The 24,845-nt window shown below is 65.6% G+C and carries 31 protein-coding genes and 2 pseudogenes; 28 read left to right on the forward strand and 5 right to left on the reverse strand.

Annotated elements, in window-relative coordinates:
• Positions 1 to 738 (reverse strand): serine/threonine protein kinase (locus tag V7082_RS15570; RefSeq protein ID WP_334150086.1); only part of this gene is annotated, 738 nt, incomplete at its 3' end.
• Positions 739 to 904: 166 nt separating this feature from the next.
• Here V7082_RS15570 and V7082_RS15575 point away from each other — a divergent pair.
• The 4 genes from V7082_RS15575 to V7082_RS15590 all read left to right on the forward strand — a co-directional run bounded on the left by V7082_RS15575 (position 905) and on the right by V7082_RS15590 (position 4,042).
• Positions 905 to 1,717 (forward strand): FHA domain-containing protein, encoded by an 813-nt coding sequence (locus V7082_RS15575; protein WP_334150088.1) that lies wholly within the window; start codon positions 905 to 907, stop codon positions 1,715 to 1,717.
• Positions 1,718 to 1,822: 105 nt separating this feature from the next.
• Positions 1,823 to 2,599: an FHA domain-containing protein gene (locus tag V7082_RS15580; protein WP_334150090.1), complete on the forward strand. Its 777-nt coding sequence runs from the start codon at positions 1,823 to 1,825 to the stop codon at positions 2,597 to 2,599.
• A 6-nt stretch (positions 2,600 to 2,605) separates the two neighbouring features.
• On the forward strand, positions 2,606 to 3,451 hold the full coding sequence (locus V7082_RS15585) for a PP2C family protein-serine/threonine phosphatase (RefSeq protein WP_334150092.1): 846 nt from the start codon (positions 2,606 to 2,608) through the stop codon (positions 3,449 to 3,451).
• Between the two features lie 147 nt (positions 3,452 to 3,598).
• Positions 3,599 to 4,042 (forward strand): hypothetical protein, encoded by a 444-nt coding sequence (locus V7082_RS15590; RefSeq protein WP_334150094.1) that lies wholly within the window; start codon positions 3,599 to 3,601, stop codon positions 4,040 to 4,042.
• Positions 4,043 to 4,065: 23 nt separating this feature from the next.
• Here the strand turns inward: V7082_RS15590 and V7082_RS15595 are convergent, their stop codons facing one another.
• Entirely contained in the window at positions 4,066 to 4,560 is a 495-nt protein-coding gene (locus V7082_RS15595; RefSeq protein ID WP_334150095.1) for a hypothetical protein, read from the reverse strand.
• A 312-nt stretch (positions 4,561 to 4,872) separates the two neighbouring features.
• On the opposite strand from V7082_RS15595, the pseudogene V7082_RS15600 reads away from it, so the two are divergent.
• From V7082_RS15600 to V7082_RS15665, 14 genes and pseudogenes are all read left to right on the forward strand, one after another.
• Positions 4,873 to 5,538: pseudogene (locus V7082_RS15600) on the forward strand (response regulator transcription factor); the annotation flags it as partial.
• A 110-nt stretch (positions 5,539 to 5,648) separates the two neighbouring features.
• The gene (locus V7082_RS15605; protein WP_334150097.1) at positions 5,649 to 6,926 is read left to right on the forward strand and encodes a flagellar hook protein FlgE; all 1,278 of its coding nucleotides are present in this window, start codon (positions 5,649 to 5,651) and stop codon (positions 6,924 to 6,926) included.
• Between the two features lie 31 nt (positions 6,927 to 6,957).
• On the forward strand, positions 6,958 to 8,424 hold the full coding sequence (gene flgK / locus V7082_RS15610; RefSeq protein ID WP_334150098.1) for a flagellar hook-associated protein FlgK: 1,467 nt from the start codon (positions 6,958 to 6,960) through the stop codon (positions 8,422 to 8,424).
• Between the two features lie 8 nt (positions 8,425 to 8,432).
• The gene (locus V7082_RS15615; RefSeq protein ID WP_334150100.1) at positions 8,433 to 9,482 is read left to right on the forward strand and encodes a flagellar hook-associated family protein; all 1,050 of its coding nucleotides are present in this window, start codon (positions 8,433 to 8,435) and stop codon (positions 9,480 to 9,482) included.
• Between the two features lie 25 nt (positions 9,483 to 9,507).
• Positions 9,508 to 9,855, forward strand: coding sequence for a flagellar biosynthesis regulator FlaF (flaF, locus tag V7082_RS15620; RefSeq protein ID WP_334150102.1), 348 nt, complete (start codon positions 9,508 to 9,510; stop codon positions 9,853 to 9,855).
• Positions 9,852 to 10,292, forward strand: a complete 441-nt coding sequence (locus V7082_RS15625) for a flagellar biosynthesis repressor FlbT (RefSeq protein WP_334150104.1) — start codon at positions 9,852 to 9,854, stop codon at positions 10,290 to 10,292. Before flaF ends, V7082_RS15625 begins: the two co-directional genes overlap by 4 nt.
• Positions 10,289 to 10,759: a flagellar hook assembly protein FlgD gene (gene flgD / locus V7082_RS15630; RefSeq protein WP_334150105.1), complete on the forward strand. Its 471-nt coding sequence runs from the start codon at positions 10,289 to 10,291 to the stop codon at positions 10,757 to 10,759. The genes V7082_RS15625 and flgD overlap by 4 nt, the downstream gene beginning before the upstream one ends.
• On the forward strand, positions 10,756 to 11,022 hold the full coding sequence (locus V7082_RS15635) for a flagellar biosynthetic protein FliQ (RefSeq protein WP_334150107.1): 267 nt from the start codon (positions 10,756 to 10,758) through the stop codon (positions 11,020 to 11,022). The genes flgD and V7082_RS15635 overlap by 4 nt, the downstream gene beginning before the upstream one ends.
• A 115-nt stretch (positions 11,023 to 11,137) precedes the next feature.
• On the forward strand, positions 11,138 to 13,228 hold the full coding sequence (gene flhA / locus V7082_RS15640) for a flagellar biosynthesis protein FlhA (RefSeq protein WP_334150109.1): 2,091 nt from the start codon (positions 11,138 to 11,140) through the stop codon (positions 13,226 to 13,228).
• Positions 13,225 to 13,980: a flagellar biosynthetic protein FliR gene (locus V7082_RS15645; protein WP_334150111.1), complete on the forward strand. Its 756-nt coding sequence runs from the start codon at positions 13,225 to 13,227 to the stop codon at positions 13,978 to 13,980. The genes flhA and V7082_RS15645 overlap by 4 nt, the downstream gene beginning before the upstream one ends.
• A 6-nt stretch (positions 13,981 to 13,986) precedes the next feature.
• Positions 13,987 to 14,394 (forward strand): hypothetical protein, encoded by a 408-nt coding sequence (locus V7082_RS15650; protein WP_334150114.1) that lies wholly within the window; start codon positions 13,987 to 13,989, stop codon positions 14,392 to 14,394.
• A 122-nt stretch (positions 14,395 to 14,516) separates the two neighbouring features.
• Positions 14,517 to 14,834: a rod-binding protein gene (locus tag V7082_RS15655; RefSeq protein ID WP_334150116.1), complete on the forward strand. Its 318-nt coding sequence runs from the start codon at positions 14,517 to 14,519 to the stop codon at positions 14,832 to 14,834.
• Between the two features lie 2 nt (positions 14,835 to 14,836).
• Positions 14,837 to 15,277: a flagellar protein FlgN gene (locus V7082_RS15660; protein ID WP_334150118.1), complete on the forward strand. Its 441-nt coding sequence runs from the start codon at positions 14,837 to 14,839 to the stop codon at positions 15,275 to 15,277.
• Positions 15,277 to 15,735, forward strand: coding sequence for a hypothetical protein (locus tag V7082_RS15665; RefSeq protein WP_334150119.1), 459 nt, complete (start codon positions 15,277 to 15,279; stop codon positions 15,733 to 15,735). Before V7082_RS15660 ends, V7082_RS15665 begins: the two co-directional genes overlap by 1 nt.
• 29 nt (positions 15,736 to 15,764) lie before the next feature.
• On the opposite strand, the gene fliI is transcribed toward V7082_RS15665, so the two are convergent.
• Both fliI and flgF read right to left on the reverse strand, forming a co-directional pair.
• Positions 15,765 to 17,183, reverse strand: a complete 1,419-nt coding sequence (gene fliI, locus V7082_RS15670) for a flagellar protein export ATPase FliI (protein ID WP_334150121.1) — start codon at positions 17,181 to 17,183, stop codon at positions 15,765 to 15,767.
• 50 nt (positions 17,184 to 17,233) lie between these two features.
• Positions 17,234 to 17,959, reverse strand: coding sequence for a flagellar basal-body rod protein FlgF (gene flgF / locus V7082_RS15675; protein WP_334150123.1), 726 nt, complete (start codon positions 17,957 to 17,959; stop codon positions 17,234 to 17,236).
• Positions 17,960 to 18,251: 292 nt separating this feature from the next.
• Here flgF and motA point away from each other — a divergent pair, with 292 nt between their 5' ends.
• The 4 genes from motA to V7082_RS15695 all read left to right on the forward strand — a co-directional run bounded on the left by motA (position 18,252) and on the right by V7082_RS15695 (position 21,217).
• Positions 18,252 to 19,130 (forward strand): flagellar motor stator protein MotA, encoded by an 879-nt coding sequence (gene motA / locus V7082_RS15680; RefSeq protein WP_334150125.1) that lies wholly within the window; start codon positions 18,252 to 18,254, stop codon positions 19,128 to 19,130.
• A gap of 51 nt (positions 19,131 to 19,181) precedes the next feature.
• Complete coding sequence (gene fliN / locus V7082_RS15685; RefSeq protein ID WP_442909806.1) at positions 19,182 to 19,562, forward strand: flagellar motor switch protein FliN; 381 nt, start codon at positions 19,182 to 19,184, stop codon at positions 19,560 to 19,562.
• Between the two features lie 72 nt (positions 19,563 to 19,634).
• Positions 19,635 to 20,717: a flagellar biosynthesis protein FlhB gene (gene flhB / locus V7082_RS15690; RefSeq protein ID WP_334150127.1), complete on the forward strand. Its 1,083-nt coding sequence runs from the start codon at positions 19,635 to 19,637 to the stop codon at positions 20,715 to 20,717.
• An 11-nt stretch (positions 20,718 to 20,728) separates the two neighbouring features.
• Positions 20,729 to 21,217, forward strand: coding sequence for a hypothetical protein (locus V7082_RS15695; RefSeq protein ID WP_334150129.1), 489 nt, complete (start codon positions 20,729 to 20,731; stop codon positions 21,215 to 21,217).
• Here the strand turns inward: V7082_RS15695 and V7082_RS15700 are convergent.
• The gene (locus tag V7082_RS15700; protein ID WP_442909807.1) at positions 21,204 to 21,479 is read right to left on the reverse strand and encodes an usg protein; all 276 of its coding nucleotides are present in this window, start codon (positions 21,477 to 21,479) and stop codon (positions 21,204 to 21,206) included. The genes V7082_RS15695 and V7082_RS15700 overlap by 14 nt on opposite strands.
• A 190-nt stretch (positions 21,480 to 21,669) precedes the next feature.
• On the opposite strand from V7082_RS15700, the gene V7082_RS15705 reads away from it, so the two are divergent.
• The 6 genes and pseudogenes from V7082_RS15705 to V7082_RS15730 all read left to right on the forward strand — a co-directional run.
• Positions 21,670 to 22,308 (forward strand): MarC family protein, encoded by a 639-nt coding sequence (locus V7082_RS15705; protein WP_334150131.1) that lies wholly within the window; start codon positions 21,670 to 21,672, stop codon positions 22,306 to 22,308.
• A 198-nt stretch (positions 22,309 to 22,506) separates the two neighbouring features.
• On the forward strand, positions 22,507 to 22,887 hold the full coding sequence (gene flgB / locus V7082_RS15710) for a flagellar basal body rod protein FlgB (protein WP_334150133.1): 381 nt from the start codon (positions 22,507 to 22,509) through the stop codon (positions 22,885 to 22,887).
• Positions 22,888 to 22,890: 3 nt separating this feature from the next.
• Entirely contained in the window at positions 22,891 to 23,310 is a 420-nt protein-coding gene (gene flgC / locus V7082_RS15715; protein ID WP_334150135.1) for a flagellar basal body rod protein FlgC, read from the forward strand.
• Positions 23,310 to 23,648 (forward strand): flagellar hook-basal body complex protein FliE, encoded by a 339-nt coding sequence (locus tag V7082_RS15720; RefSeq protein ID WP_334150136.1) that lies wholly within the window; start codon positions 23,310 to 23,312, stop codon positions 23,646 to 23,648. The genes flgC and V7082_RS15720 overlap by 1 nt, the downstream gene beginning before the upstream one ends.
• A 34-nt stretch (positions 23,649 to 23,682) precedes the next feature.
• Positions 23,683 to 24,471 (forward strand): flagellar basal-body rod protein FlgG, encoded by a 789-nt coding sequence (flgG, locus tag V7082_RS15725; RefSeq protein WP_334150137.1) that lies wholly within the window; start codon positions 23,683 to 23,685, stop codon positions 24,469 to 24,471.
• 18 nt (positions 24,472 to 24,489) lie between these two features.
• Positions 24,490 to 24,845, forward strand: a pseudogene (locus tag V7082_RS15730) (flagellar basal body P-ring formation chaperone FlgA); the annotation flags it as partial.

The following is a 24,845-nucleotide window of genomic DNA, read 5'->3' on the forward strand; positions in this document are numbered from 1 at the left end:
CTCGTCCTTGACCATGCGCGACGGGCTGTCGGCCGGGCGCTTTCCGGTGACGGCATGATAGAGCGTGGCGCCAAGTGCGTAGATGTCCGTCCAGGGACCCTGCTGGCGGCTCGTCTCGGCATATTGCTCGTAGGGCGAGTAACCGGGCTTCACGAGCGCGGAGACGGTCTTCGAGTGGGCGAGGATCTCGCCGCGGGCCGATCCGAAGTCGATCAGGACGGGGCTGCCGTCCTTGCGGATGATGATGTTGTCGGGGGCGATGTCGCGATGCAGGAAATCCTGCTTGTGAATGAGTTCGAGGGCCTCCAGGAGCGGGGCGATGATGGCATCGAGCTCCTTCTGGCGCGGGGCGCGGCCGAGACCCTTGAGCCACGACTTGAGACTCTGGCCCTCCTCGAAATGGAGCACCATGTAGGCGGTGTTGTTCGCTTTGAAGTAGCGGTAGACGCGCACGATGTTGGGGTGCGAGAAGCGGGCGAGCGTCTGCGCCTCCTCGATGAACCGATCGAGGCCCCAGCGGTAGTCGCCGGCGCAGTCCTGGGAACGGGGGGCTGCGTCCGAGGTCGACGTGCGGGCTGCGAAGTCGGAGGGGAAGTACTCCTTGATGGTGACGCTGCGGTCGAGCGCGACCTCCTCGGCGAGGTAGGTGATGCCGAAGCCGCCGGCGCCGAGCACGCGCTCGATCCGGTAGTCGCCCACCAGCTCAGTGCCGCTTTTTAGCGCGATCAGATTCGTCATCAGCTCTTAGGGCTCTGGCTCTCAGGGCTCTCGACCGACTCGGACGCTCAACGGTTTTCCGGGCTCTGTGTGCAAATCACCTCTGTCGCCCCTTGTGAAGCAGGAATGTGGCGGCCGCGTGCGCGGTGTGGTCAACTTCGCTGCAATTCACCGGGGAACACAGCCGATGGCCATGTTGCTGCCGCAGAACACCAACAAGAGTAAGGCCGAGTCGAGCTTGAGCATATCCATGCATCTCTTCCCGCCGGAGACGGTCCGGCTGTCCCGCGCCCCGGGGCCGACAATCCGTATTTTCGCTCAGGGCCGCGCTCTCGCGCCGGGGCTCGCGCTCCTGGCGCTTGCCTCTCCGGTCTGGGCGGGCTCGGAGGTGCTGCCGGCGGGCGGAAGCCTGTTCGTTCCCGAATCTCTCGGCCAGACGTGGACGGGGTTTGCCGATTGGATCGCCGCAAACTATGCGCGCGCGCCGGCCCTCGTTCTCGGGCTCACGGCGCTGATGGCGGTGCCGCCGCTGGCGCTGCTCGGATTGTGGGTCAGCCGCCGCTCGGCGGCTCCGACCGAGATCTCGGAAGCGCGAACGCAAATCCGCCGCGTTCCGCGCGCCGCAAAAGGTGAACCGCGCGACGGCGTGCGGACGGGGCATATTCCCCTGCGCCCTCTCGAGGCGTGGGTCGAGGTGGTCGCCACGAGCGAGGCGGCGCCGGAGCCGCAAGGCCGACGCTATGGCCTCGCGCGCACGTTGCTGCGGATCGGCCGGGAGACCGACAACGACATTTGCCTCGAGGACATCACCGTGCACCGCTATCACGCCGCCATCCATCGAACGGAAGACGCCGAGTTCGTCATCACGGATCTTTCGAGCGCTGACGGCAATGGCGTGGTCGTCAACGGTCGCGCAGTGGCGGAGGCGCGGCTCACGAGCGGTGACGTGATCGAGCTCGGCACGGCGCGCCTCAGGTTTTCGGCCGCGCCTTCGGGCTGAGCGGTACGGAGGGCCGGGGCCGGGCTCCGGGGTGGGTTGATCGGCGGTGGGCCCGGTGCGTGGTTGCGGGGTCGCACAAGCGGGACAGATGAGGAGGACGAGAGTATGTCAGCGGGCGGCAGTTCCCACGGACATCGTTCAGGACGATTCCTCGGCTCACTCAAGGACGCGCTGGTCGCGGCCAGCCGCGAGGATACGGCTCGACAGGAAGCGGCCGTCGCCGAACGCGTTGCCGCCGCTTCGGCCAGCGAGGGCGCGATCGCCGTGCCGGGCCCCGAGGGGGCTCCGCATCTGCCCGCGCCGCGCGCGGAGGTGCAGAGCCCTTCGGCGGCGGAGGCTGCGCGCGAAGCGCGCGGGCCGCGCGTGACGGTCGCCACGCGGCACCTGGAGGCTGACGCGCCGACGACGCGCGTGGTGCGGGTCGCGGCCGCCGCCAGCAGCGCGTCCGCGCCGGAGGCTCCGGGGACACGCACGACGCTGATCCGCGGCAAGCAGCAGGTGGTGCGCGGCGCGTTCGCGCAGGACCCCGTGGTGGGGTGGCTGGTCGTCGTGGGCGGGCCCGGCATCGGGCAATACCGGCCGATCTTCGAGGGCAACAATTCGATCGGCCGAGGAGGCAACAACCGGATTCCGGTCGACTTCGGCGACGATGCCATCTCGACCGACGAGCAGGCCTACATCCGCTACGACTCCTCGGAGCGCTCTTTCCTTTTCGTGCCGAACCTTGCTAAGACCAATGTGGTCGCCCTCAACGAGAAGCGGCCGACGAGTGCTGTCGAGCTCGCTCAGATGGACGTCATCACCATGGGTCGGACGCAACTCGTATTCGTGCCGTTCTGCGGTCCGGATTTCGATTGGGCGGCCCTTCAAGAGCAGACCTAAGGACGAATGTCAGCTTTCGAGCACGCCAGCCGCGCTACGAAGGGTGCGCGAAGCTACCAGGAGGATACCGCTCTCTTCTGGAGCGGCCCCGAGGTAGCGCATTCCGAGCGCGCGGCGAACGGCGACGGCGCGACCGTCCTTGCCGTGCTGGCCGACGGCATGGGCGGGCACGCGGGGGGCGCGCTCGCGAGCCGCATGGCGTGCGAGACCTTCGTCAAGGCGTATGCAGGTCAAGACGGCAGCAACCGCGAGCGGCTGGTCGAAGCGCTCACGGCCGCCAACCAGGCGATCGCCGATACCGTGGATGCCGATCCGATGCTCGCGGGCATGGGATCGACGCTGGTCGCCGTCGCGTTCGGGGCGGAGGGCATCGAGTGGGTCAGTGTCGGCGATAGCCCGCTGATGCTCTACCGGCGCGGCGAGATCGCGCTGCTCAACGAGGACCATTCCCTTGCGCCCGAGCTCGACCGGCTGGTGGCGGCGGGGGCGATCTCGCCAGAGGACGCCAAGCGCGACCCGCGCCGGCACATGCTGCGCTCGGCCGTGACCGGTGACGACATCGATCTCGTCGATCTGTCGCGGCGCCCGCTCAGGATCGAGCCCGGCGACTACATCATCCTCGCGAGCGACGGGCTGCAGACGCTCGAGCCGGCCGAGATCGAGCGGATCGTCGCGGCCTACGCGGAGGACGGGGCGGTGGCGGTCGCCAACGCGCTCATCCGCGCTGTCGAGGGGCTCAAGGATCCGCACCAGGACAACGCGACCGTCATTGCCGTGCGGTCCGTGCCGCAGCCCGCGCATGAGACCGCAGCGGCAGAGCGTGCGGACGGCGGCCGTACAGAGGACCGCTAGCACATCATGATCGCTTCGGACCCTATGCGTCCGGAGCGTCATGCGTCGGTTTCATCCCCGCGCCTCAGGCAAGGCCCGAACAAGGCTTCCGCCGCATCCTTGTCTCCCGGCGCGATTCCCTGGGAGGGATTTTCTGTGGTGTGGCCCATGCGCATGCGGCACCGGCCGCGCAGGCACGCCTTCGAGGAGGCGCTCGATGCGGCGCGCCTGACGCCGGAAAGCGAGCTCGAGGATTTCGTCGAGGCGGCGCTCGCCAATCCGATGTCGGCGCCTGCGGTCGGCAGCCTGGGCGACGTCGCGGTGGCGGCCGGCTATGTGGGGACGGCATCGCTCGCGCGCGCATATGGAAGCGACGGAGAGGCCGGCGAGCGCCGCGCGCTCGGACGTCCGGGGGAGGCGGCCGACACGCTCAAGGCCGTGCTCGCGGCGGGCGGTCTCTCTCCGGCCGATCTGCGGCTCATGCGACGCCGATTCGCGGCGCAGAACCACCCGGATCGGGTCCAGCCGGAATTGCGCGCGGAAGCGGTCGCGGCGATGGCGGACGTCAACGCTGAGATCGACCGGGCGCTGGCGCGGTTGAAGCGGGCCTGAGCCGGCTCTCGGGCACGCTGCGTCTACTTCAGGCCGTATCGACCGTCGCCGGAGCCGCCCTCGGCCCAGCCTCCGGTCCCCATCCCGAAGCCGCCGCCGACGATCACGTCCTGCCAGCTGAATGCCGCGAGGAAATCGTTGCAGCTTCCCATGACGCGGCTCGGGTAGGCGCGCATGTGCTCGACCCGCCCCTCGTTGAGCCAAACGGTGACATAGAGCGGCGCCAGCGTCTCCTGGCGAAACACATCTTTCAGAAAGCGGACCACAGAGCGCCCCGGGCAATATTGCCAGGCTTCGCGCAGCCCCCGCACCTGGATGTAGCTCGGCGGGCCGAGCAGCGCCGTGAGCTCGGTGCGATTCATGCCCGGACCCACGAGCGTGATCGCGAACGGTGCTTCCTCGGTGATGGTGAAGGACCGCTCTCCGGCCCGCGATGGGCCTTCCCATCCGCACAGGACCGCAAGCACGGCCAACCCGAGCGCAAGGGATCTCGTTCCGGTTGGAACGCGGAGCTTCATGTCGATTGCCGATCCCACTCGAAAGGCTTTCCGCCCGTTGCATGGCGGCGGGCGAGGTGGGTGCATTAGAGCCCGGGCGGCTTGTGCCAGGCTTGAGCCCGTGTCTGCCGAAACAAGCGTTCGCGAACGGTGCTTCAGGCTCCATCGGACATAGTCGCAAAGTGATTACTTTGCGCCACACCACAAGGCCGAATCTCCCGATCTCCCGAAAAATCCTCAACAAATCGTTGATCGAAAGAGCGACGCACTGCATCCCGGTCAGGTGGGGTTGCGTTGTGTGATTCGGGGTGCCGGTGGGCGAGGGAAAATCACATGATCGTCGTCGTGGATGAGCGCGCGACCGTGACCGAGGGATACGCCTCCTGGTTCGACAGGGAGGGAATCTCCGCGTGCGGACTCGCGCCGGCGGAGTTCGAGAGCTGGGTCAGCGCCGTCTCTGAGACGGACATCCGCTCCGTCGAGGCATTCCTGCTCGGCGACTGCGAGAATCGCCCCGGGCTCACCAAGGTCATCCGGCGCCGGTCTTCCGTCACGGCCATCATCGTCATGAACGAGAACCGCTCTCTCGAGGAGACGCTGGATCTGTTCGCGGCCGGCGTCGACGACGTGGTGAGGAAGCCCATTCACGTGCGCGAGATCATCGCGCGGGTGAAGGCCATCCGCCGGCGCGCGAGCGGCGCGCCGGACTATACGGACGTCGGCGAGATGCGCGTCTTCTTCGATGGGCGCGATCCGGAGGTCAAGGGTGAGGTGCTGCAGCTTCCGCGGCGCGAGCGGCGCATCCTCGAGTATCTCGTCTCCAATCGCGGTTGCCGGATCAACAAGACGCAGATCTTCAACTCGGTGTACGGGCTTTTCAGCGAGGACATCGACGAGAACGTCGTCGAAAGCCACATCAGCAAGCTCAGGAAGCGGCTTCGCCACCGGCTCGGCTACGATCCGATCGATTCCAAGCGCTATCTCGGATATCGGCTGGTGGTCGATGCGGCGCTGGAGCGGCAGGGCGGGGCTTGTGCTCCGTCCAGCCTCACGCAAGATGTCGGTGGTCTACTCGAAAAGTCAGCGCTTTTCGAGAAGGATCCAGTGGCATGAGCATTTCCGGCATGATGCGGACGAGTGCGTCCGGGATGGCCGCGCAGTCGGCGCGCCTCGGCACCGTTTCCGACAACATCGCCAATGCCTCGACCCACGGCTACAAGCGCGCCTTCACCGAGTTTTCGACCATCGTGCTCGAGTCCGGCAGGGGCTCCTACGTGCCCGGCAGCGTCGATACGACGGTGCGCTACGGCATCTCCCAGCAGGGCGGCTTCGACTATACAACCTCGAAGACGGATCTCGCCGTCAGCGGCAACGGTTTCCTCCTCGTCGGCGACGGCAGCAACGCGGCATACCTCACGCGCGCGGGCTCGTTCGTGAAGGACGACCAGGGCTATCTCGTCAACGCAGCCGGATTCAAGCTTCTCGGCTACCCCATCGTGAACGGCTCGGCGCCGGCGGCGTCGAACAGCACGGCCGGCCTGCAAGAGGTCAATATCGCCACCATGTCGCTCGAGGCGACGCCGTCGACGCTCGGCACGCATCACGCCAACGTACCGATCGATGCCACGGCGGTGGCGGCGGGCAACCGGCCTTCCGACAACATTGCAACCTCGGCCTATTCGTCGAAGGCGTCCGTCACCGCGATCGACAATGTCGGCCGGACGGTCACCCTCGACATCTACTATACCAAGACCGGCGCGAACACCTGGGACGTGTCGGTTTTCAATGCCGCCGACGCCGCCTCGTCGACGGCACCGTTCCCGTACTCTTCCGCTGCGCTCTCCACGACGACGCTGACCTTCGATTCGTCCACGGGCCAGCTTGCATCGGTCGCGCCGGCCAATCCCGCAGGTCTCGTGCTGGCTATCCCGGTTCCGAACGGGCAAACGCTGACGCTCGACATCTCGAAATCGAGCGAACTCGCGGACGATTTCCAGGTACTGATGCCGACCGTGAACGGCAACGAGCCGAGCTCGGTCACGGGTGTGGAGTTCAACAAGGACGGCACGCTCTATGCCGTCTATGGCAACGGCGCGCGCGTGGGTATCTATCAGATTCCTCTGGCGACGGTGCCCAGCCCCGACAACCTCACGCCGCAGGCCGGCAACGTCTATACGGTGAGTGCGGATTCCGGAAATCTCCAGATCGGATTTCCGGGAACCTCGATGTTCGGAGAGCTGCGCTCGTCGCAGCTTGAGAAGTCCACCGTCGACACGGCTACCGAGCTCACGACGATGATCGAGTCGCAGTTCGCGTTCACCGCGAACTCGAAGGTGTTTCAGACCGGCGGCGAGCTCATGGAGGTCCTCGTCAACCTCAAGCGGTAACGCGCTTTGAGGGCCAGGGGGATGACGCGCAATGAGCCTCACGGCAGCCTTGTCGAACGCGAATTCCTCCCTCTTCGTATCCAGCGAGCGGACGAACCTCGTCTCGCGCAATATCGCCAACGCCGATAAGGCGTTCTATACGCGCAAATCCGTCGAAACCATCACCATGCCCGGGTCCGGCGTGCGGACCTCGGCGGTGGTGCGCGCCGAAGACCCGGTTCTCTTCAAGAAGATCCTGGGGTCGAATTCGCAGACGGCGACATATTCGGCGCGGCTCGATTCCCTCGATGCCCTCAACAATACGATCAGCGACGTGGAGCTCGATTCGTCGCCGGCAGCGCTGATCAACAAGCTTCTCTCGGCGCTGCAGAGCTATTCGGCGCAGCCGCACAGTCAGCTCTCGGCGGAGGCAGCCGTGCGGTCGGCCCGCAACCTGGCGACGGGGCTCAACACTGCTGCGACGACCGTGCAGTCCGTGCGCAACGAGGCCGATACCGGCATTCAGGCGTCGGTCGATCGCGTGAATGCGCTTCTCGAGCAGTTCAAGACGGTGAACCAGGAGATCGTGAAGGGCACGATCTCGGGCCGAGACATCACCGACTATCTCGACCAGCGTGACCAGATCCTGCACGATCTCTCGAACGAGATGGGGATCCGGACCGTCACGCGTGATAACAACGATATGGTGATCTATACGGACAGCGGTGTCACGCTGTTCGACCGTTCGCCGCGCAAGGTGGAGTTCGATCGTACGCTCAATCTGACACCGGGCGTGCCGGGCGGGGCGGTTTATGTCGACGGCATCCCGGTAACGGGCGCCAACGCGACCATGCCGCTTCAGTCCGGGAGAATCGTCGGCCTGGTGCAGGCGCGCGACGACATTTCGCTCTCCTATGAAGCGCAGCTCGATGAGATGGCGCGCGTGCTGGTGACGATGTTCGCCGAATCCGATCAGTCGGGCGGCGGCGGACCCGACGTGCCGGGTCTCTTCACCTACTCCGGCGCGACGACCATTCCGGCGGCCGGGACACTTATTCCAGGGCTGGCCGCCGCACTTCGCGTGAACGCGAGCGTCGATCCGGACCAAGGCGGAAACGCCAATCTGCTGAGGGATGGCGCCATCTCGGGCAATGCCGGTTACGGCTACAACGCAGGCAGCGAGGCGAGCTACACCGATCGTATCGACGAGCTGATCGAGAAGATGGGGCAGAGCTACGCCTACGATCCCGTGACAAAGCTCGCGCCGAACGGAACGCTGGCCAACTACTCATCCGTCTCCGCCGGCTGGCTCCAGGAGCAGCGCAAGGTCGCTGACGACAGCTACACCTATCAGAGCACGCTCTACCAACGGTCGTTCGAAGCCTTCACGCGCAATACCGGAGTGAACCTCGACGAGGAACTTTCGCTGATGCTCGAGATCGAGCGGAGCTTCGCCACATCGTCGAAGCTGATTGCGACCGTCGATGAAATGTACAACGCGCTTCTCGGAGCCATCTAGGGAACGCCATGAAGACATCATCGATCTCGACACTGGCCATCATCAACGCGACGCGGGAGACGCGCGTCAGTCTGCAAGCCAAGCTCGTCGAGGCGCAGAAGGAATCTTCGACGGGACGTTACGCAGACGTGGGGCTGACGCTCGGCTATCTGACGCAGCGCACGGTGTCGCTGCGGCAGGACCTCGAGCGGGCGCAAACGTTCAAGGACAGCAATACCGTCGCCGCATCGCGGCTCGAGCTCACGCAGTCGACGCTCGACGGCGTCGCGAGCGCGGCGGACGAGTTCCTGAAGACGCTCATGGCCGCGCGCGCTTCGCCGTCGGCGGCCGGCACGGCGATCACGGACGCCAAGAACAAGCTCACGTCTTTGGAAGCCGCGCTCAATACGACGGTCAACGGCACGCACATCTTTGCGGGCGTGAATACGGACGTGAAGCCGATCACGACCTATTTCGGTACGCCCGCGTCGGCGGCGCAGACGGCGGTGGCCGCCGCGTTCACGACGGCGTTCGGCGTGGCGCAATCGGACCCCGGCGTGGAGAACATCTCGGGCGCCGACATGAATACGTTCCTCGATGGAGCGTTCTCGACGCTCTTCGACAACGCCAACTGGACGACGACGTGGTCTTCGGCCTCGGACCAGAACATCACGAGCCGCATCTCGACCAACGAGCGCATCGAGACGTCGACGAATGCCAACGCGGATCCGTTCCGGGCTCTTGCGTCCGCCTATACGATGATCGCGGATCTCGGCATCGCGGATCTCAGTCCCGAGGCCTATCAGGCGGTCCTCGACAAGGCGATCGAGGTGGTCGGCCAGGTGACGTCGGACCTTACGCAGCTTCGTGCCGGTCTCGGCACGGCGCAGGAGCGCATCAAGGCCGCGAACGATCGCATGGACATTCAGAAATCGCTGCTCACGGAGCACATCCAGCAGCTCGAGGGCGTCGATACCTACGAGGCGACGGCAAAGGTGAATTCGCTGCTCGTGCAGATCGAAACGGCTTATGCGCTCACGGCCCGCCTGCAGAATCTCAGCTTGCTGAACCACATCTAACGCATCGGAGACCCTGGGGAGCTCAATGTACAAGTTCTATTACAACGAGGTTCTCGACGAATCGCCGAAGGAGGCGAGGGAGCAGGAGCGTTCCGCGCTCGATCGCACGATCTCGATGCTGCAGGACGCCGAGCAGAAGGGGACGGGCTCGCGCGAGGCGGTCGAGGCGCTCTTCTACGTGCGCAAGCTCTGGGGCATCTTCATCGAGGACCTGGCCAGGGGCGACAATGGGCTGCCCCCGAAGCTCAGGGCGGATCTCGTGTCGATCGGACTATGGGTCATGCGCGAGACGGAGGAGATCCGTCAGGGCCGATCGAAGAATTTCACGGCGTTGATCGATGTGTCGCGGACAATTTCAGAGGGGTTGAAATGAGCACGGCGACGACGCGCGTCACGCTCCGGCCGGGCGAGCGCATCTTCATCAACGGCGCGGTTCTGCAATCGGACGGACGCTCCTCGTTCGATATCCTGAACACGGTGCCCTTCCTCAGGGAGCACGAGATCATGCATGCGCAGCAGACGGTGACGCCGCTGCGCCAGCTCTACTACATCCTGCAGACGATGGTCATGGAGCCGGGGGGAATGGAGCGGGCGCGCAGCGTCTACGACGACACCATGCGCTTCCTTCAGCTGGCGTTCTCGAGCCCGACCGTGCTGATCGGGCTCGAAACGATCCGCGGCCAGGTTGCAGCCGGCGCGCCGGTCGATGCGCTTCGCACACTGCAGCGTCTGATCCCGATCGAAGACACGATCCTCGGCCGGCAGAGCCAGGGACCAGGAGAACTCAAGGTGGTGGGAGCCGCGTCATGACCACGGTATCAAGTGTCACGTCCAGCACCGGCACGCAGCAGACCGACACGTCGTCCTCGACGTCCAGCGCGAGCCTCAACTACGATTCGTTCCTGAAGCTGCTGACGGCACAGATGCAGTACCAGGATCCGACCAACCCGATGGATGCCACGCAGTTCGTGGCGCAGCTTGCGTCGTTCTCCAACGTCGAGCAGGCGATCAAGACGAACAGCAAGCTCGACTCGCTCCTCGTCTCGCAGTCGCTGATGCAGGTGGACGGGCTCATCGACAAGTATGTCACCTCCATGGACGGCAAGATCACCGGCCAGATCAAGGAAGTGCACATCTATTCCAACGGCACCGTGGTGAAACTCGATTCCGGCAAGGAGCTGCTGCTGGATGCGGGCGTCAAGATCTCCGCGACGCCGCCCGAGTCGACGTCGGGCACGGGAAATACAACCGCTGAGGATGCGGAGCAGACCACGTGAACCCGGCCGACGCGCTCGATATCGGGCAGGCGGCCATCTGGACGATCGTTATCGCCTCCTCTCCGGGCGTGATCGCGGCCATGCTGGTCGGCGTTCTGATCGCGCTCCTGCAGGCGCTGACGCAGGTGCAGGAGATCACGCTGACGTTCGTGCCGAAGATCCTCGCCATCCTGCTCGTCACCGCGCTCACGGCGCCCTTCATCGGCGCGGTGGTGTTCTCCTTCGCCGAGCAGACCTATGCGCGGATTCCGAACGGGTTCTGATACCTAAGGGTATCGATTTTCTGAATTTTTCGGGCCGGATCGGGTCCTCAGAGACCTTCGCGCAAGCTTGATCGCCGACACTTCCCGCCGGGATATTCTGTGCCCAGGGGGACGTATGAGCACGGGCGTTGCCGTACAGGGTTTGGGAGCCGGGTCGAGCTATACGCGCGACATCGGCTTTGCGATAGGCATCATCGTCATCCTGACGGTGCTGTTCCTGCCCCTGCCGGCGATCATGATCGACGTCGGCCTGGCGTTCTCCATCGCCTTCGCCGTGCTGATCCTGATGGTGTCGCTGTGGATCCACAGGCCGCTCGAGTTCTCGGCCTTTCCGACCGTTCTCCTGATCGCCACCATGCTGCGCCTGTCGCTCAACGTGGCGACGACCCGCCTCATCCTGTCCAACGGCGCCGAAGGGCATACGGCCGCCGGCCACGTGATCGCGGGATTTGCCAATTTCGTCATGGGCGGCGATTTCGTGATCGGCGTCGTCGTGTTCATGATCCTGATCACGGTCAACTTCCTCGTCATCACCAAGGGCGCGACGCGCATCGCGGAGGTCGGCGCGCGGTTCACCCTCGATGCGATCCCCGGCAAGCAGATGGCCATCGACGCCGATCTCAATGCCGGCAACATCGACGAGAAGGAGGCCATGCGGCGGCGGCGCGAGCTCGAGGAGGAAAGCTCCTTCTTCGGCTCGATGGACGGCGCCTCGAAGTTCGTGCGCGGCGATGCGATCGCCGGCCTCATCATCACGGCCGTCAATATCTTCGGCGGCATCATCATCGGCGTGACGCGCCACGAGATGGACCTCGCGCACGCAGCCGACGTGTTCGTGCGCCTCTCCGTCGGCGACGGCCTCGTGACGCAGATCCCGGCGCTGATCATCTCGCTCGCGGCCGGCCTCCTCGTCTCCAAGGGCGGCACGCGTGGCTCGGCGGAAATGACCGTGTTCTCGCAGCTCGGCAACTACCCGCGGGCGCTCGCGGTGGCGGGCGCCGTGCTGCTCGCGCTCGCGGTCGCCCCCGGTCTGCCGTTCCTGCCGTTCGCCCTGCTCGCGGGCGGCCTCTTCTTCGTCGCGATATCGATTCCGAAGAAGATCGCCGAGGCCAAGGCGGCCGAGGAGGCGATCAAGCAGGAAGCCGAGCGGATGACGCAGGAGGAGGCGCGCCAATCCGTCAAGGAGCAGCTCAAGACGGCGGAGGTCGAGATTGCGCTTGGCAAGCAGCTCTCGACCGCGCTGCTCGCCTCGCAGGGCGAGCTCGCGCATCGCGTCGGCCGCATGCGGCGCGCGTTCGCCAAGCAGTACGGGTTCGTCGTTCCGGACATTCGCATCGCCGATGACCTCGCCATCCAGGGCAAGACCTATCAGATCAAGATCCACGGCACGGTGGTGACGGCCGAGGAGCTTCGCATCGGCGACGTGCTGGTGATCACCGGCGACGGACCGGTGCCGGACGTGCCCGGCGACGAGGCGCGCGAGCCCGCGTTCGGCATGAAGGCGCTCTGGGTGTCGGAGATGTTCGCCAACACGGTGAAGCGCGAGGGCTTCAACCCCGTCGATCCGATGTCGGTAATGCTCACGCATCTGCGCGAGGTGATCCGCGGAAACCTGTCGCAATTGCTGTCCTACAAGGACATGCGCGCGCTGATCGATCGTCTCGAGCCCGAATACAAGCGTCTCGTCGACGAGATCATCCCCTCGCAGCTTTCCTATTCGGGGCTGCAGGCGGTGCTCAAGCTCCTGCTCGCGGAGCGCATCTCGATCCGCAACCTGCATCTCATCCTGGAGAGCATCGCCGAGGTCGCCCCGCACATGCGCCGCGCCGAGCAGCTCGCGGAGCACGTGCGCATGCGCATGGCGCAGCAGATCTGCGGCGATCTCGCGGATGCGGGTGTGCTCAAGGTGCTGCGGCTCGGCAACCGCTGGGACCTCGCCTTCCACCAGAGCCTCAAGCGCGACGCCAAGGGCGAGGTCATCGAGTTCGACATCGATCCGCGTCAGATCGAGCAGTTCGGTGCGGAGGCGTCGAAGGTCATTCGCGGGCTTTTGGACCAGGGACACCAGTTCGTGCTCGTCTCGGCGCCGGATGCGCGGCCCTACGTGCGCATGGTCACCGAGCGGCTGTTCCCGACGCTGCCGGTGCTCTCGCACCTCGAGATCGCACGCGGCGTCCAGGTCAAGGCGCTGGGATCGATCTCGTGACGGCGATCACGTCAGGAACGGTTCTCGTGACCTTCCTCGTGTTCTGCCGCATCGGGGGATGCCTGATGCTGATGCCCGGCTTCGGCAGCGCGCGGATCCCGCCACAGGTGCGGCTCTTCCTCGCGGTCTCGGTGACGCTGGCGCTGGCCCCGCTCCTCGTCCCGGTCATCGAGGGGGACCTCGCCAAGGTCACGCTGCCGACGGTGGTCCAGCTTATCGCCTCCGAAACGCTGATCGGCGCCATGCTGGGCGTCATGGCACGGGTGTTCTTCCTGGCGCTGCAGTTCATGGGGACCGCCACGTCGATGCTGGTCGGCTTCAGCGGCATGGCGGATTCGCCGGTCGAGGAGAACGAGCCTTCGCCCGCGATCGCGACGTTGCTGACGTTGACGGCGACCGTGCTCCTCTTCGCGACGGGGCTGCACGTCGAGGTGATGCGCGCCCTCGTCGCGTCGTACTCGGTCCTGACGGTGACGGATTTCTTCAATCCCCAGTTCGCGCTTGCCAAGGTGGCGGACTCGGCCTCGGATTCCTTCATCCTCATCGCGCAGCTTCTGGCGCCATTCCTCGCCTATTCGCTGATCATAAATTTTCTCTTCGGCATCATGAACAAGCTGACGCCGGTCATTCCCGTCTATTTCATCTCGGCGCCGTTCGTCATGGCGGGCGGGCTTCTGCTGCTCTACTTCACCTTCAGCGAGGCGCTGACGCTGTTCCTGTCGGGCTTCCAGATGTTTCTTGCCAACGGGTGAGTCGTCATGCGCGATCGCGTCAAGAGCCTCAAGCGCATCCTGGAGGTCCAGCGGCATCTCCACAGCGTGGAGGAGCTCAAGCTCGCGCGGTTGAAGCAGCAGGTCCTCCAGTGCCAGAGCGAGCAGCGAGCGCTGGCGGCGGCGCTCTCGGAGGATGGCGCCTTGCGGGACCTGTTCCTCGACGTGACGGCGCGGCGGATCAAGTCCCTGCAGCAAGAGGAAAGCCGCCTCGCGCCCGCGCTCGAAGCGCAGGCGCGGGTCCTCATCGAGCATGGCGGACGCATGCGCAACTCGGAGCGCCTCTCGGAGGAGCTTGCCGTCGAGGTCGCCCGCGAGGACGAGCGGCGCGAGCTCGAGCAGCTCCTCGAGGCGCGATTCGCGCGGGACGGCGCAAGCTCCGAGCAAGACGGGTGAGTCATGGTCGCTCTATCAGGACCATAGGCGGAGACCGGCCTTTGACGGCGGACCTCACAATCCGACCCGTTAGCGCGCCCGAGGCGGCCGACGCGCCGGCGCTCGCCGCCCGAGCGCCTCATGTGCGCAAGACGGCGGATGCCGCGCAGAAGTTCGAAGCGTTCGTGCTGCAGTCGTTCATTCAGGAAATGATGCCTGAAACGCAGGAAAGCGTTTTCGGGGGCGGCATCTCCGGCGATTTCTGGAAGTCGATGATGTCGGAGAAGATCGCCGAGCAGGTGGCCGAGCGCGGCGGGCTGGGCCTCGCCAAGCTGGTCCGCACCGGGCACACGGTGCCGAGCCGGCCCGCCGGCTTCAACCCGCTCGACGTTCTCGGCCCCGCGTCGGGCCTCAACGGCGTTGCTCAGCTGCTTGACGCCAAACCCTTGTCTGGAGAGTAACCATGTACCAGCAGTCCTCTGTCCTCCCGATGACCGCGCGCCCTGAGGCAGCGGTGCCGTTCGTTGCCACGCCTGGCGCCCGGAGTGGGGCGACGGCGATGATCGCGGTGACGATCCAGCGCCTCGAGGAGATCGTCGATCAGGAAACGATGGCGCTGCGGTCCGGGAAAACGGTCAATCTCAAGGAATTCAACGATCGCAAGAGCCAGGCGCTGCTCGAGCTGACGCGCGCATCCCGGCAGATGCAGGGTGGGTCGCCCGATCCGGCGCTCGCCAAGCTCGTCGGCGCGCTCAAGGTGAAGCTCGCCGTCAATCAGGCAGCGCTCAAGATGCACCTCGAGGCCGTGCGCGAGATCTCGACGTCGCTTTCGGATGCCATCCGCCAGGCCGAATCCGATGGGACCTACACGCAGGCGATCTCCTCCTCCGCCAGACGCCTATGATGAAGCTCCTCCTCGCCGGGCTCTGGGCTTCGGCCGTTTCGCTCGCCGCCGCGTTCGGCATGCTGCAATGGCAGAGGAGTGGAGCGCCCGCGACTTCGGTCGAAGCGGAGACGACGATCGAGGAATTCCGCACGAAGGCCATCAACGTGCCGATCATCGGCGACGGCACGATCCAGGGCTACATGGTCGCCCAGTTCGTGTTCACGGTCGATGCGGCCGCGCTGCGCAAGATACCGGTCAACCCGGAGGTCTACGTTCTCGATGAGGCGTTCAAGACCATCTACGCCGGCGAGCAGGTCAACTTCCAGAACATGAAGAAGCAGGATCTGCCGCTGCTCGCCCGGAAGCTCGGCGAGAACGTCAACCGGCGGCTCGGCATGAAGATCGTGCAGGACGTGCTGATCGACCAGCTCTCCTATATCCCAAAGAAGGACATGCGCGGCGCCAACAAGACCTGATCTAGGCTCCGGGTTTATAAGTCCGCAGCCTAACGCGGCTCCGGCGGTGCATTCTCGGTCGCCTCCGCTCCTGCAGTCAGCGCGCGGGCGACATCCTGGAAGGGATCGGTGCTCGGCGGGTCGGTCAGGGTCTGCTTCATGACGTCGTAGAGCCGCGGCACGATGTCGATCGCCTTGTCGAGCTCGGCGTCAGCGCCTTTCTGATAGCCGCCCATGAGGCGGAGGTCGCGCGTATCCTCGAAGTGGGCGATCATCGCGCGCAGCATCATGACGAGCTTGCGCTGCTCGGGCGTCCAGACCGTATTGGCGAGGCGCGACACGGAGGTCAGCACATTCACCGCGGGATAGCGCCCCTGGTCGGCGATCTTGCGGTCGAGGACGATGTGCCCGTCGAGCGTGCCGCGAATGCTGTCGGCGATGGGGTCGTTGTGGTCGTCGCCGTCGACGAGGACGGAGAAGACGCCGGTGATCGAGCCCGTGCCCTCGGCGCCGGGGCCGGCGCGCTCGAGAAGCTTCGGAAGCTCGCTGAACACCGACGGCGTGTAGCCGCGCGCGACCGGGGCCTCGCCGGCGGCCAGAGCGACCTCGCGCGTGGCATGGGCGAAGCGGGTCACGGAATCGACGATCAGGAGCACGCTGTCGCCCTGGTCGCGGAAGAACTCGGCGATGGCGAGCGCGGTCTTCGGCGCCATGCGGCGCATCATCGGGCTCTCGTCGCCGGTCGAGACGACGGTGATGGCGCGGCTGCGGTTCTGGGCCAGCGCGTCCTCGAGGAATTCGCGGACCTCGCGTCCGCGCTCGCCGACGAGCGCTAGGACCACGGTGTCGAAGCCGCGCGAGCGGGCCAGCATCGACAGCAGGGTCGACTTGCCGACGCCGGAGCCGGCGAAGATGCCGATGCGCTGGCCGGCGCAGAGCGGAGTGAAGAGGTCCATCACGCGCACGCCCGATTTCAACGGCGCGCGCACGCGCTGGCGGTTGAGGGCTGAGGGCGGCTCGGCGTCGAAGGCGTAGGCGCGGGCGCCCTCGCGCAGCGACCCCTGCCCGTCGATTGCCGCCCCGAGGGCGTTCAGCACGCGCCCCTTCCAGGAGACGTCGGGGTGCAGGCTCTGGTTACCGTGCAGCCAGGCGATCTCCCCCGGGCCGATCTTGAGGCTGGCGTCGAAGGGCTTGATGGTTGCGCCCGCCTCGTCGATGCGCACGACCTCGCCGAGCGGCGGCGTGCGCGACATGCCGAAGGCGATGCTGTCGCCGAGCTTTAGGTGACGCGAGAGGCCCGAGACCTGGACGTAAGCAGGCGTCACCTGGGTCACGGTGCCGCCGATGCGCGTCAGCGGCACGAGGGACGCGACGTGCGTGATGCGCTGCTCCAGCCGCTCGAGCGAGGTCGGGTGCCGCTCGTTTCCGCGGCGCGTGGCCTCGGTCTCGGGAAATGGGTCGCTCGTCATGTCTCCTCACGCGGGGCGGGCCCCTGCTGGTGGGCCGGCGCGCGGCCGCCTCAGCTCGTCTCGCCCAGGGTCCGGATGGCCGATTGCAGCGTATCCTCGGACTTGGCCATGGCATTGCCGATCGAATCGAAGGACCGCTGGATCTGGATCAGCCGCGAGATCTCGGAGACGGGGTTGACGTTGGCGTGCTCGATGAAGCCCTGCAGAACGCCGGTGCGGCTGAAATCCAGCGCCGGCTCCGCCGGCACGTCCGGACGCACGCCCGAGTTCTCGAAGCGCGTCAGCTTGGCGTGCTGCGGAATCGTGAACAGGCCCAGGGCGCCCATCTGCTGCTGGCCTTGCGTTATGGTTCCGTCGCTGGCGATGGTCGGCGCGCCGCCGTTGGGGTTGAGCTGGATCGGTGCGCCGCCGACATCGAGGACAGGATGGCCGTTCAGCGTCCTGAGCTCGCCCTCGGGCGTCATGGTCATGCGGCCGTCGCGCGTATAGACGGGACCGTCCGACCCGTTGAAGGCCAGCCAGCCGTCGCCCGTCACGGCGACATCGAACGGGTTCTCGGTGCGGACGACCTCTCCCGCCCGGCGCGAAATGTACGTGCTTCCGGCGGAGACGAACGCCGTCGGCGAATCCGTCCTCTGCGACAGGAGCTCGTCGAACTTGATCTCCTCGGCGCGGAAACCAGCGGTCGTGACGTTGGCCACGTTGTGCGCGAGCGTCTCGAGCCGGCGCATCAGCGCCATCTGGCCGGACAGCGCCACATAGAGTCCCGGCTGCATCAGGGGCTCCCGGACTTCGCCAGTGGTCCGGCCGCGGCCGGGCCGCCGCCCGATGTCCGGGCGACCGTCTCACGGTAGAGCTTCGATTCGCGGGCCATTCCGATCCGTTCCAGGGTGTGTCTGGTTGCAGGAGTGTGCTTGGAGTGGCTTGCCTCAGGCTGACTCCACTTCGTTCTGCAACACCAGGCCGGGCGCGCCGTTTCCCAGGTGGGGAGCGGCGGGTTCTGATCAGGCTCGCACAAGGAGGTTGCCGCTAGTAATGCGTTAACAACCCTCAACGCGAGGCAAGCTCGTGACGATCCTTCTCGGCCTTGTCGTAATGCTCGGCTGCATGCTCGGCGGCTTCATGGCCATGGGCGGGCACGTCGAGGTCCTGTGGCAGCCCTGGGAATTCGTCATCATTCTCGGCACGTCGCTCGGCACGTTCATCGTCGCCAATCCGATGAAGGTGATCAAGGATGCCGGCAAGGGCATCGGCGAGGCCTTCGGCAACGCGGCGCCGACGGGGCGACAGTATCTCGACATCATGGGGCTCCTCTATTCGCTCATGCGCGAGCTCAGGAGCAAGCCTCGCAACGAGGTCGAGAAGCATATCGATCTTCCGGAAGACTCGCCGATCTTCCAGAAGTTCGCCTCCGTCCTCAAGAACAAGGATCTCACCACCTTCATCTGCGACTACTGCCGCCTCATCATCATCGGCAATGCGCGCACGCACGAGGTGGAGGCGCTGATGGACGAGGAGATCCAGACGCTCCGGCACGACAGGCTCAAGGCGTATCATGCCTTGACCAACGTCGCGGACGGACTGCCCGCGATCGGCATCATCGCGGCGGTGCTCGGCGTCGTGAAGGCCATGGGCGCCATCACGGAGCCGCCCGAGGTCCTCGGACACCTGATCGGCGCGGCGCTCGTCGGGACCTTCGCCGGCATCTTCTTCTCGTATGGCGTCTTCGGTCCGCTCGCCGCCAAGGTGAAGTCCGGGCGCGAGAAGCAGATGCGGCTCTATATCGTCTCTAAGCAGACGCTGCTCGCGTTCATGAACGGGGCCATGCCGCAGGTCGCCGTCGAGTACGGTCGCAAGACCATCTCCGCCTACGAGCGGCCGACGATCGACGAGGTGGAGGCCGAGACGCTCGGGGGTGGCGGAGGCGAAGCGAAGAAGGCTGCATAACGGCGTATCGGAACGATCCGTCGAACTCGAACTCAATCCAGGTCAACCGCGATGAGCCAAGAAGATATCCGTCCCGCTTCCGCAGAGCTCAAGACGCTCGGCGATACCATCCAGGGCGAAGCCGCAGCGGAGATGGCCTCCCGGGCCGGCGCCGGCCAGCGGCCGCGCCATCTCGAGACGGTGCTGCAGATCCCCGTTTCGGTCAGGGTCGTGCTCGGCTCGGCGAGCATGCCGGTCGCGAGCGTGCTCAAGCTCGGACGCGGCGCGGTCGTGCCGCTCGACCGCAAGGTCGGCGAGCCGGTGGACGTGGTCGTCAACGGACGCGTGATCGCGCGCGGCGAGGTAGTCGTGCTCGACGAGGACAACTCGCGCTTCGGCGTCTCGTTGACGGAGGTCATCGGCGCCGCGTCCCAGCCGACGCGCGTGGCCTGATCGCAAACTCTGGCGCGCGCAAACGCCGCCACACTCGAACCGGTCGCCCTTTTCTGAGCAGGTCTCATCGCGATGTCGGACGCGCCGGATCGAGAGAGTAAAACAGAAGAGGCAACAGAGAAGAAGATCAGGGACTCGCTCGACAAGGGCCAGGTCCCGCATTCCCGCGAAGCCTCAACCCTGGCGTCGATGCTGGCCATTCTGACGGCCGTCGTCTTTCTCGTTTCCGACAGCGTGGTGAGCCTCAGCTCCACGCTCAAGAACTTCCTCGATCATCCGGAAAGCTTCCTGATGGCGAACGGTGCGGACGTCTCGGCGATCCTCTCTGCCGTCGCCGTCGAGGGCGCGAAGCTCGTCGCGCCGATCGTCATCGTCATGGCCGGGGCCGGCGTTGCGGGATCAGTGTTCCAGCATCAGCCGCAGTTCGTTCTCGACCGCATCGAGCCCAAGCTCGAGCGCATCTCCATCATCAAGGGATGGAAGCGGATCTTCGGGCTCAGGGGGCAGGTCGAGTTCCTGAAGAGCGCGTTCAAGCTCGCCATCGTCGCCATGGCCGGATACCTGGCGCTCAAGAGCTCCTACACGGACGTGTTCAACGCGCTGTTCATGGAGCCGTCGGCGACGCCGGGGCTGATGCGCGATCTCGTCGTGCGCTTCCTGTCGGCGGTGGTGGCGGCGACGATGGTGCTTGTTGCGGCGGATCTGGCGTGGAGCCGGTTCTCTTGGCGGCGCGATCTGCGCATGACGAAGCAGGAGGTCAAGGACGAGCATAAGCAGAGCGAAGGCGATCCGCTCATCAAGATGCGGCTGAGATCGCTGCAGAGGGACCGTGCGCGGCGGCGCATGATCGCCTCCGTGCCGCGGGCAACGCTCATCGTCGCCAATCCAACTCACTATTCGGTGGCGCTCCGCTACGTGCGCGAGGAAGGCGGCGCGCCGATCGTGGTGGCAAAAGGCAAGGACCTCATCGCCCTCAAGATCCGCTTTATCGCGGAGAGCCATGGAATACCGGTCTACGAGGACCGTTCTCTAGCACGTTCGCTCTACGCAAGCGTCGAGGTGGATAAGATGATTCCACCGGAGTTCTACAAGGCGGTCGCCGGCATCATCCTGTTCTTCGCGCAGCGGGGACAGCAGGCTCGGCGGGCCATGTGAGGATCTAAGATATGCTGAAGCAGGGCAGAGATTATTCCCGCGAGCGTGAAAAGGCGCTGGCCGAGGGCCTGCGGGACGTTGCCACCGAGCTCAGGCTCATCGATCCCGCCGACCTCGTCGCCTACATCCGTACCGAGCAGTTCGGCAACCTTCGCACCCTGGTCAACTCGTCGACGGAGATGTTCTTCAAGCCCGGTACGATCACCTTCGGCCTCTCGGGCGAGGTCGATCTGCCGTGGGGATGCGCGCCCACCATCTCGCTCGACATGGAGTTCCATCACTTCAACGTCTCGGCTTATTTCCGGCTCGTTCTGCGGTCGCTGCAGGCCGGCATCGAGATCAGCTACGTGTCGTTCGAGGGTGGCTCGGAGGATCCGGACAAGAATACGGCGCGCCTGATCGAGGCCATCGAGGATGCGCGCCTCGTCCCGAAGTCACGAAAGGGCGACCGCAAGCGGCTCGAGAAAGGCGCGCCGGCCGGCCCGCCTACTGCAGCCTGAGCTCGGCGCCGACGAGGCGCAGCTCGCGCGGCTTGATCAGGCCGGCGTGGGCCACGAGCACCTGATGCAGCCTGCCCTCGAGGTTCGATGACCAGAAGTCCAGGAAGGCCTTCAATTTCGGAAAGCGCGGGTGGAGATCGTAGTCCTGCCAGATGTAGCTCTGCATGAGGGCCGGGTGGTCCGGCAGGCGGTAGATGATCTCGGCGGTGGTCAAGCTGTAGCCCGCAAGCATGCGGACGAAGTCTGCGTCGGCGGTGCTCAAGGTCTGCTCCGGATGTTGCAATCCTGACAAGACAAGTGTAAGCGATTTGCAAAAATTTTCAATATTACTCATTTGAATCATGATGTTAGCAGCAATATTCATTCTGTGCTAACAGGTTGGCTGGCGGATGCGCAGAGCCCCTCCTGAGAGGGTTCGACGTGGATTGCCCGACGCGCCATCGGAGCCCGACATGCTGAGCGCCGCGCTGACGAGCTTCACGACCTTCTTCGCGACCATCGGCCCTGTCGAGGCGGCGGTGATCTTCGCCACGCTGACGCCCGGCGTCTCGCAAGCGGAGCGCCGGCTCATCAGCGTGCGTGCGACGGCGATCGCGACCGTCCTTCTTCTGGGAGCGACGATCGCCGGCGGTCCGCTGCTCCGGCAACTCGGCGTCTCGATCCCCGCGTTGCAGACGGCAGGCGGGATCATCCTTCTCGTCATCGCGCTCGACATGGTGTTTGCGCGGCCGACGAGCGCTTTCAAGCTGACGCCGTCCGAGGGGGCGGAGGCGCAGCGCAAGGTCGATCTCGCGGTGTTTCCGCTGGCGACGCCGCTGCTCGCGGGGCCGGGCGCCATGAGTGCCGGCATTCTGCTCGCGGCCAATGCGCACGGCGAGCCGCTGGCGCTCGTCGCCACGGTGACGGCGCTGCTCACCGTCATGGCGCTGACGCTCGCGCTGCTCCTCGGCGCCCATCGGCTGGCGGGCTTCATCGGCGTCACGGCGCAACGCGTGCTCATGCGCGTGTTCGGCATCCTTCTGGCGGCGATCGCCGTACAGGCGCTGTTCGACGGCATCGGCGCGAGCGGCCTGATCGGGCGCGCGGCGTGAGCCGGTCGCGCGGGCGGGGCCGTTAACACTTTCATCGCGCGTTGCTTTTTTCTGCCCGCACGACCGGCGGCCGGGCCGACCACAAGGTTCGGACAAGCCTATCGACCTACAACCGACGGGAGCATGGTCAGGAGGCCGACGACTCGCGCTTCGCCCCGAAATGGGCGGCCGGTCGCGGTCCAGGTGGGGCGCGCTTCCATGGATCCCGTCAATTTCTTCTCGCTCGCCTCGCAGCAGAACCGCTGGCTCAGCGTGCGCCAGTCGGCGGTCGCGCAGAACGTCGCGAACGTGAATACGCCGGGCTACAAGGCCGTCGACGTCGAGCCGTTCGAGGCCGTTCTCAACTCGACGGGCATCGAGATGCAAAAGACGCGGGCCTCGCACCTCAGCCCCATGAGCGGGGCCGGCAGTGAAGCGGAGACGGAAGAAAACGCCAAGTGGCAGGTCGTGCACTCGGGGAACAGCGTCAGCATCGAGGAGCAGATGCTGAAGGCCGGCGAGGTGTCGGGCGCCTATCAGCGCAACACCAGCGTCATGAAGACGTTCCACCGCATGCTGCTTGCCGCGTCACGGGGGTAATCGATGATCGATCCGATCAAGGTCGCTATTCAGGTGGCGTCGTCGGGCCTCGAGGCTCAGTCGCGGCGCATGCTCGTGGTGTCGGAGAACCTCGCCAACGCGTCGACGACCGGAAACACGCCGGGCGCCGATCCCTATACGCGCAAGACGGTGAGCTTCGAATCGGTGCTCGACGACATCTCGGGCGCCAACCTCGTGAAGGTCGACCGTGTCGATTCCGACAAGAAACCCTATCGCGTCGAGTACGATCCGAGCCATCCGGCGGCGGACGCGGACGGCAACGTCAAGCTGCCCAACGTGGACATGCTGGTTGAGCTCGCGGACATGCGCGAATCGAACCGCTCTTATGAAGCCAACCTGCAGATCATCAAGCAGGCGCGCTCCCTCTCCTCCATGACCATCGATCTTCTGAGGAGCTCGTGATGCTCGACGCGATCAACAGGCTCGCGCCCACGGGCCTCGGCGGCGTCAGCGGCGCACAGGGCCTCGCGCAGCCGACGCCCGTCGTCAGCACGCCCAATCCCGTTCAGACCGAGCCGCTGCCCACCGATTTCGGGACGGTGCTCGGGCGGATGACGCTGGACGCCATCAGCACCCTCAAGCAGGGCGAGGCGACGGCGGTTGCGGGCGTGCGCGGCCAGGCCACTACCCAGCAGGTCGTGGAGGCGGTCATGGCGTCGGAGCAGACGCTGCAGGCTTCCATCGCGATCCGCGACAAAGTCGTTTCGGCCTATCTCGAAATCAGCCGCATGACCATCTAGCGGTGCCAGTCAGGACAAGAGTCAGGACACGTCCATGAGAGCCCTTTCGATCGCTGCGACGGGCATGAACGCGCAGCAGACCAACCTCGAGGTGATCGCGGACAACATCGCGAACATCAATACCACCGGCTTCAAGCGGGCGCGGGCCGAGTTTACGGATCTGCTCTATCAGGCCGAGCGCGCGCTCGGGGCGCCGGTCCGTGGTGGGCAGGCGAACGTTCCGGAGGGCGCTTACATCGGGCTCGGCGTGCGCACGGCGGCGATCCGCAACCTGCATCAGCAGGGCTCTCTCGCGCAGACGACCAACGACTACGATCTCGCCATCAACGGCCGCGGCTTCTTCCAGATCACGGGACCGAACGGCGAGACGTTCTACTCGCGCGCCGGCGCCTTCAACAAGAACGACCAGGGCGTGATCGTCACCCTCGACGGCTACGAGGTGCAGCCGACGATGACGGTCCCGCAGGACGCGACGAGGATCACTATCAACGAGGCCGGCGAGGTCTACGCGACGATCCCCAACCAGCTCGAGCCGCAGCTCCTTGGCCAGATCACGCTCGCCAATTTCGTGAACGAGGTCGGGCTCGAGCCGATGGGCGGCAACCTCTACAAGCAGACGGAATCGTCGGGCGACCCGGTGACGGGCGTGCCGGGCGATCCCGGTTTCGGAAAGATTCATCAAGGCTATCTCGAGAACTCCAACGTGGACGCGGTGAAGGAGATCACGCAGCTCATCGCCGCGCAGCGGGCCTACGAGATGAACTCGAAAGTCATCCAGACGGTCGATTCCATGTACGGCACCGTCGCCAACAACATGCGGTAGCTTCCGAAGAGGGCAGCGATGATGCGCGGTCGGAGACCCGTTACTCGGATCAGGCGGGGCTCGCTCGCCGCGTTGGCGCGTGGCGTGCTTGCCGTCGTGCTCATGGCCGTCGCCTCGCCGCTCGCCGCCCAGGCGCGGGATTTCGTGTTTCCCGTGCCGCGCGTCACCATCTATCCGGGCGAGATGCTCACCGAGGACATGCTCGTGGACAAGGCGTTCCGGGGACGCGATTACGAGCGCCCGGGCCTCGTCGCGGCGCGCGAGGCGCTGGTCGGAAAAGTCGCACGCACGACGCTGCTGCCGAACGTGCCGGTGTCGATCGGCGGTGTCCGCGAGCCCTATGCGGTTCAACAGGGCCAGCCGGCCGTCATCTT

It is taken from the genome of Hyphomicrobium sp., assembly GCF_036833075.1.
In the GTDB taxonomy this organism is placed as follows: Bacteria; Pseudomonadota; Alphaproteobacteria; order Rhizobiales; family Hyphomicrobiaceae; genus Hyphomicrobium_C.

Excerpts from the sequence above, each read along its gene's own strand:
- flgF (WP_334150123.1), bottom strand. The coding sequence starts at position 17,959 with ATGCAGCCGGGACTCTATGTGGCGCTGTCCGGCCAGATGGCGCTGATG.
- flgG (WP_334150137.1), top strand. The coding sequence starts at position 23,683 with ATGAGAGCCCTTTCGATCGCTGCGACGGGCATGAACGCGCAGCAGACC.
- V7082_RS15660 (WP_334150118.1), top strand. The coding sequence starts at position 14,837 with ATGTACCAGCAGTCCTCTGTCCTCCCGATGACCGCGCGCCCTGAGGCA.
- V7082_RS15695 (WP_334150129.1), top strand. The coding sequence starts at position 20,729 with ATGCTGAAGCAGGGCAGAGATTATTCCCGCGAGCGTGAAAAGGCGCTG.
- flaF (WP_334150102.1), top strand. The coding sequence starts at position 9,508 with ATGTACAAGTTCTATTACAACGAGGTTCTCGACGAATCGCCGAAGGAG.
- V7082_RS15615 (WP_334150100.1), top strand. The coding sequence starts at position 8,433 with ATGAAGACATCATCGATCTCGACACTGGCCATCATCAACGCGACGCGG.
- V7082_RS15605 (WP_334150097.1), top strand. The coding sequence starts at position 5,649 with ATGAGCATTTCCGGCATGATGCGGACGAGTGCGTCCGGGATGGCCGCG.
- fliN (WP_442909806.1), top strand. The coding sequence starts at position 19,182 with ATGAGCCAAGAAGATATCCGTCCCGCTTCCGCAGAGCTCAAGACGCTC.
- V7082_RS15720 (WP_334150136.1), top strand. The coding sequence starts at position 23,310 with ATGCTCGACGCGATCAACAGGCTCGCGCCCACGGGCCTCGGCGGCGTC.
- fliI (WP_334150121.1), bottom strand. The coding sequence starts at position 17,183 with ATGACGAGCGACCCATTTCCCGAGACCGAGGCCACGCGCCGCGGAAAC.
- V7082_RS15580 (WP_334150090.1), top strand. The coding sequence starts at position 1,823 with ATGTCAGCGGGCGGCAGTTCCCACGGACATCGTTCAGGACGATTCCTC.
- V7082_RS15575 (WP_334150088.1), top strand. The coding sequence starts at position 905 with ATGGCCATGTTGCTGCCGCAGAACACCAACAAGAGTAAGGCCGAGTCG.
- V7082_RS15590 (WP_334150094.1), top strand. The coding sequence starts at position 3,599 with ATGCGCATGCGGCACCGGCCGCGCAGGCACGCCTTCGAGGAGGCGCTC.
- flgD (WP_334150105.1), top strand. The coding sequence starts at position 10,289 with ATGACCACGGTATCAAGTGTCACGTCCAGCACCGGCACGCAGCAGACC.
- flgC (WP_334150135.1), top strand. The coding sequence starts at position 22,891 with ATGATCGATCCGATCAAGGTCGCTATTCAGGTGGCGTCGTCGGGCCTC.
- V7082_RS15595 (WP_334150095.1), bottom strand. The coding sequence starts at position 4,560 with ATGAAGCTCCGCGTTCCAACCGGAACGAGATCCCTTGCGCTCGGGTTG.
- flhB (WP_334150127.1), top strand. The coding sequence starts at position 19,635 with ATGTCGGACGCGCCGGATCGAGAGAGTAAAACAGAAGAGGCAACAGAG.
- flgK (WP_334150098.1), top strand. The coding sequence starts at position 6,958 with ATGAGCCTCACGGCAGCCTTGTCGAACGCGAATTCCTCCCTCTTCGTA.
- V7082_RS15705 (WP_334150131.1), top strand. The coding sequence starts at position 21,670 with ATGCTGAGCGCCGCGCTGACGAGCTTCACGACCTTCTTCGCGACCATC.
- flhA (WP_334150109.1), top strand. The coding sequence starts at position 11,138 with ATGAGCACGGGCGTTGCCGTACAGGGTTTGGGAGCCGGGTCGAGCTAT.
- V7082_RS15585 (WP_334150092.1), top strand. The coding sequence starts at position 2,606 with ATGTCAGCTTTCGAGCACGCCAGCCGCGCTACGAAGGGTGCGCGAAGC.
- V7082_RS15625 (WP_334150104.1), top strand. The coding sequence starts at position 9,852 with ATGAGCACGGCGACGACGCGCGTCACGCTCCGGCCGGGCGAGCGCATC.
- V7082_RS15665 (WP_334150119.1), top strand. The coding sequence starts at position 15,277 with ATGAAGCTCCTCCTCGCCGGGCTCTGGGCTTCGGCCGTTTCGCTCGCC.
- flgB (WP_334150133.1), top strand. The coding sequence starts at position 22,507 with ATGGATCCCGTCAATTTCTTCTCGCTCGCCTCGCAGCAGAACCGCTGG.
- V7082_RS15650 (WP_334150114.1), top strand. The coding sequence starts at position 13,987 with ATGCGCGATCGCGTCAAGAGCCTCAAGCGCATCCTGGAGGTCCAGCGG.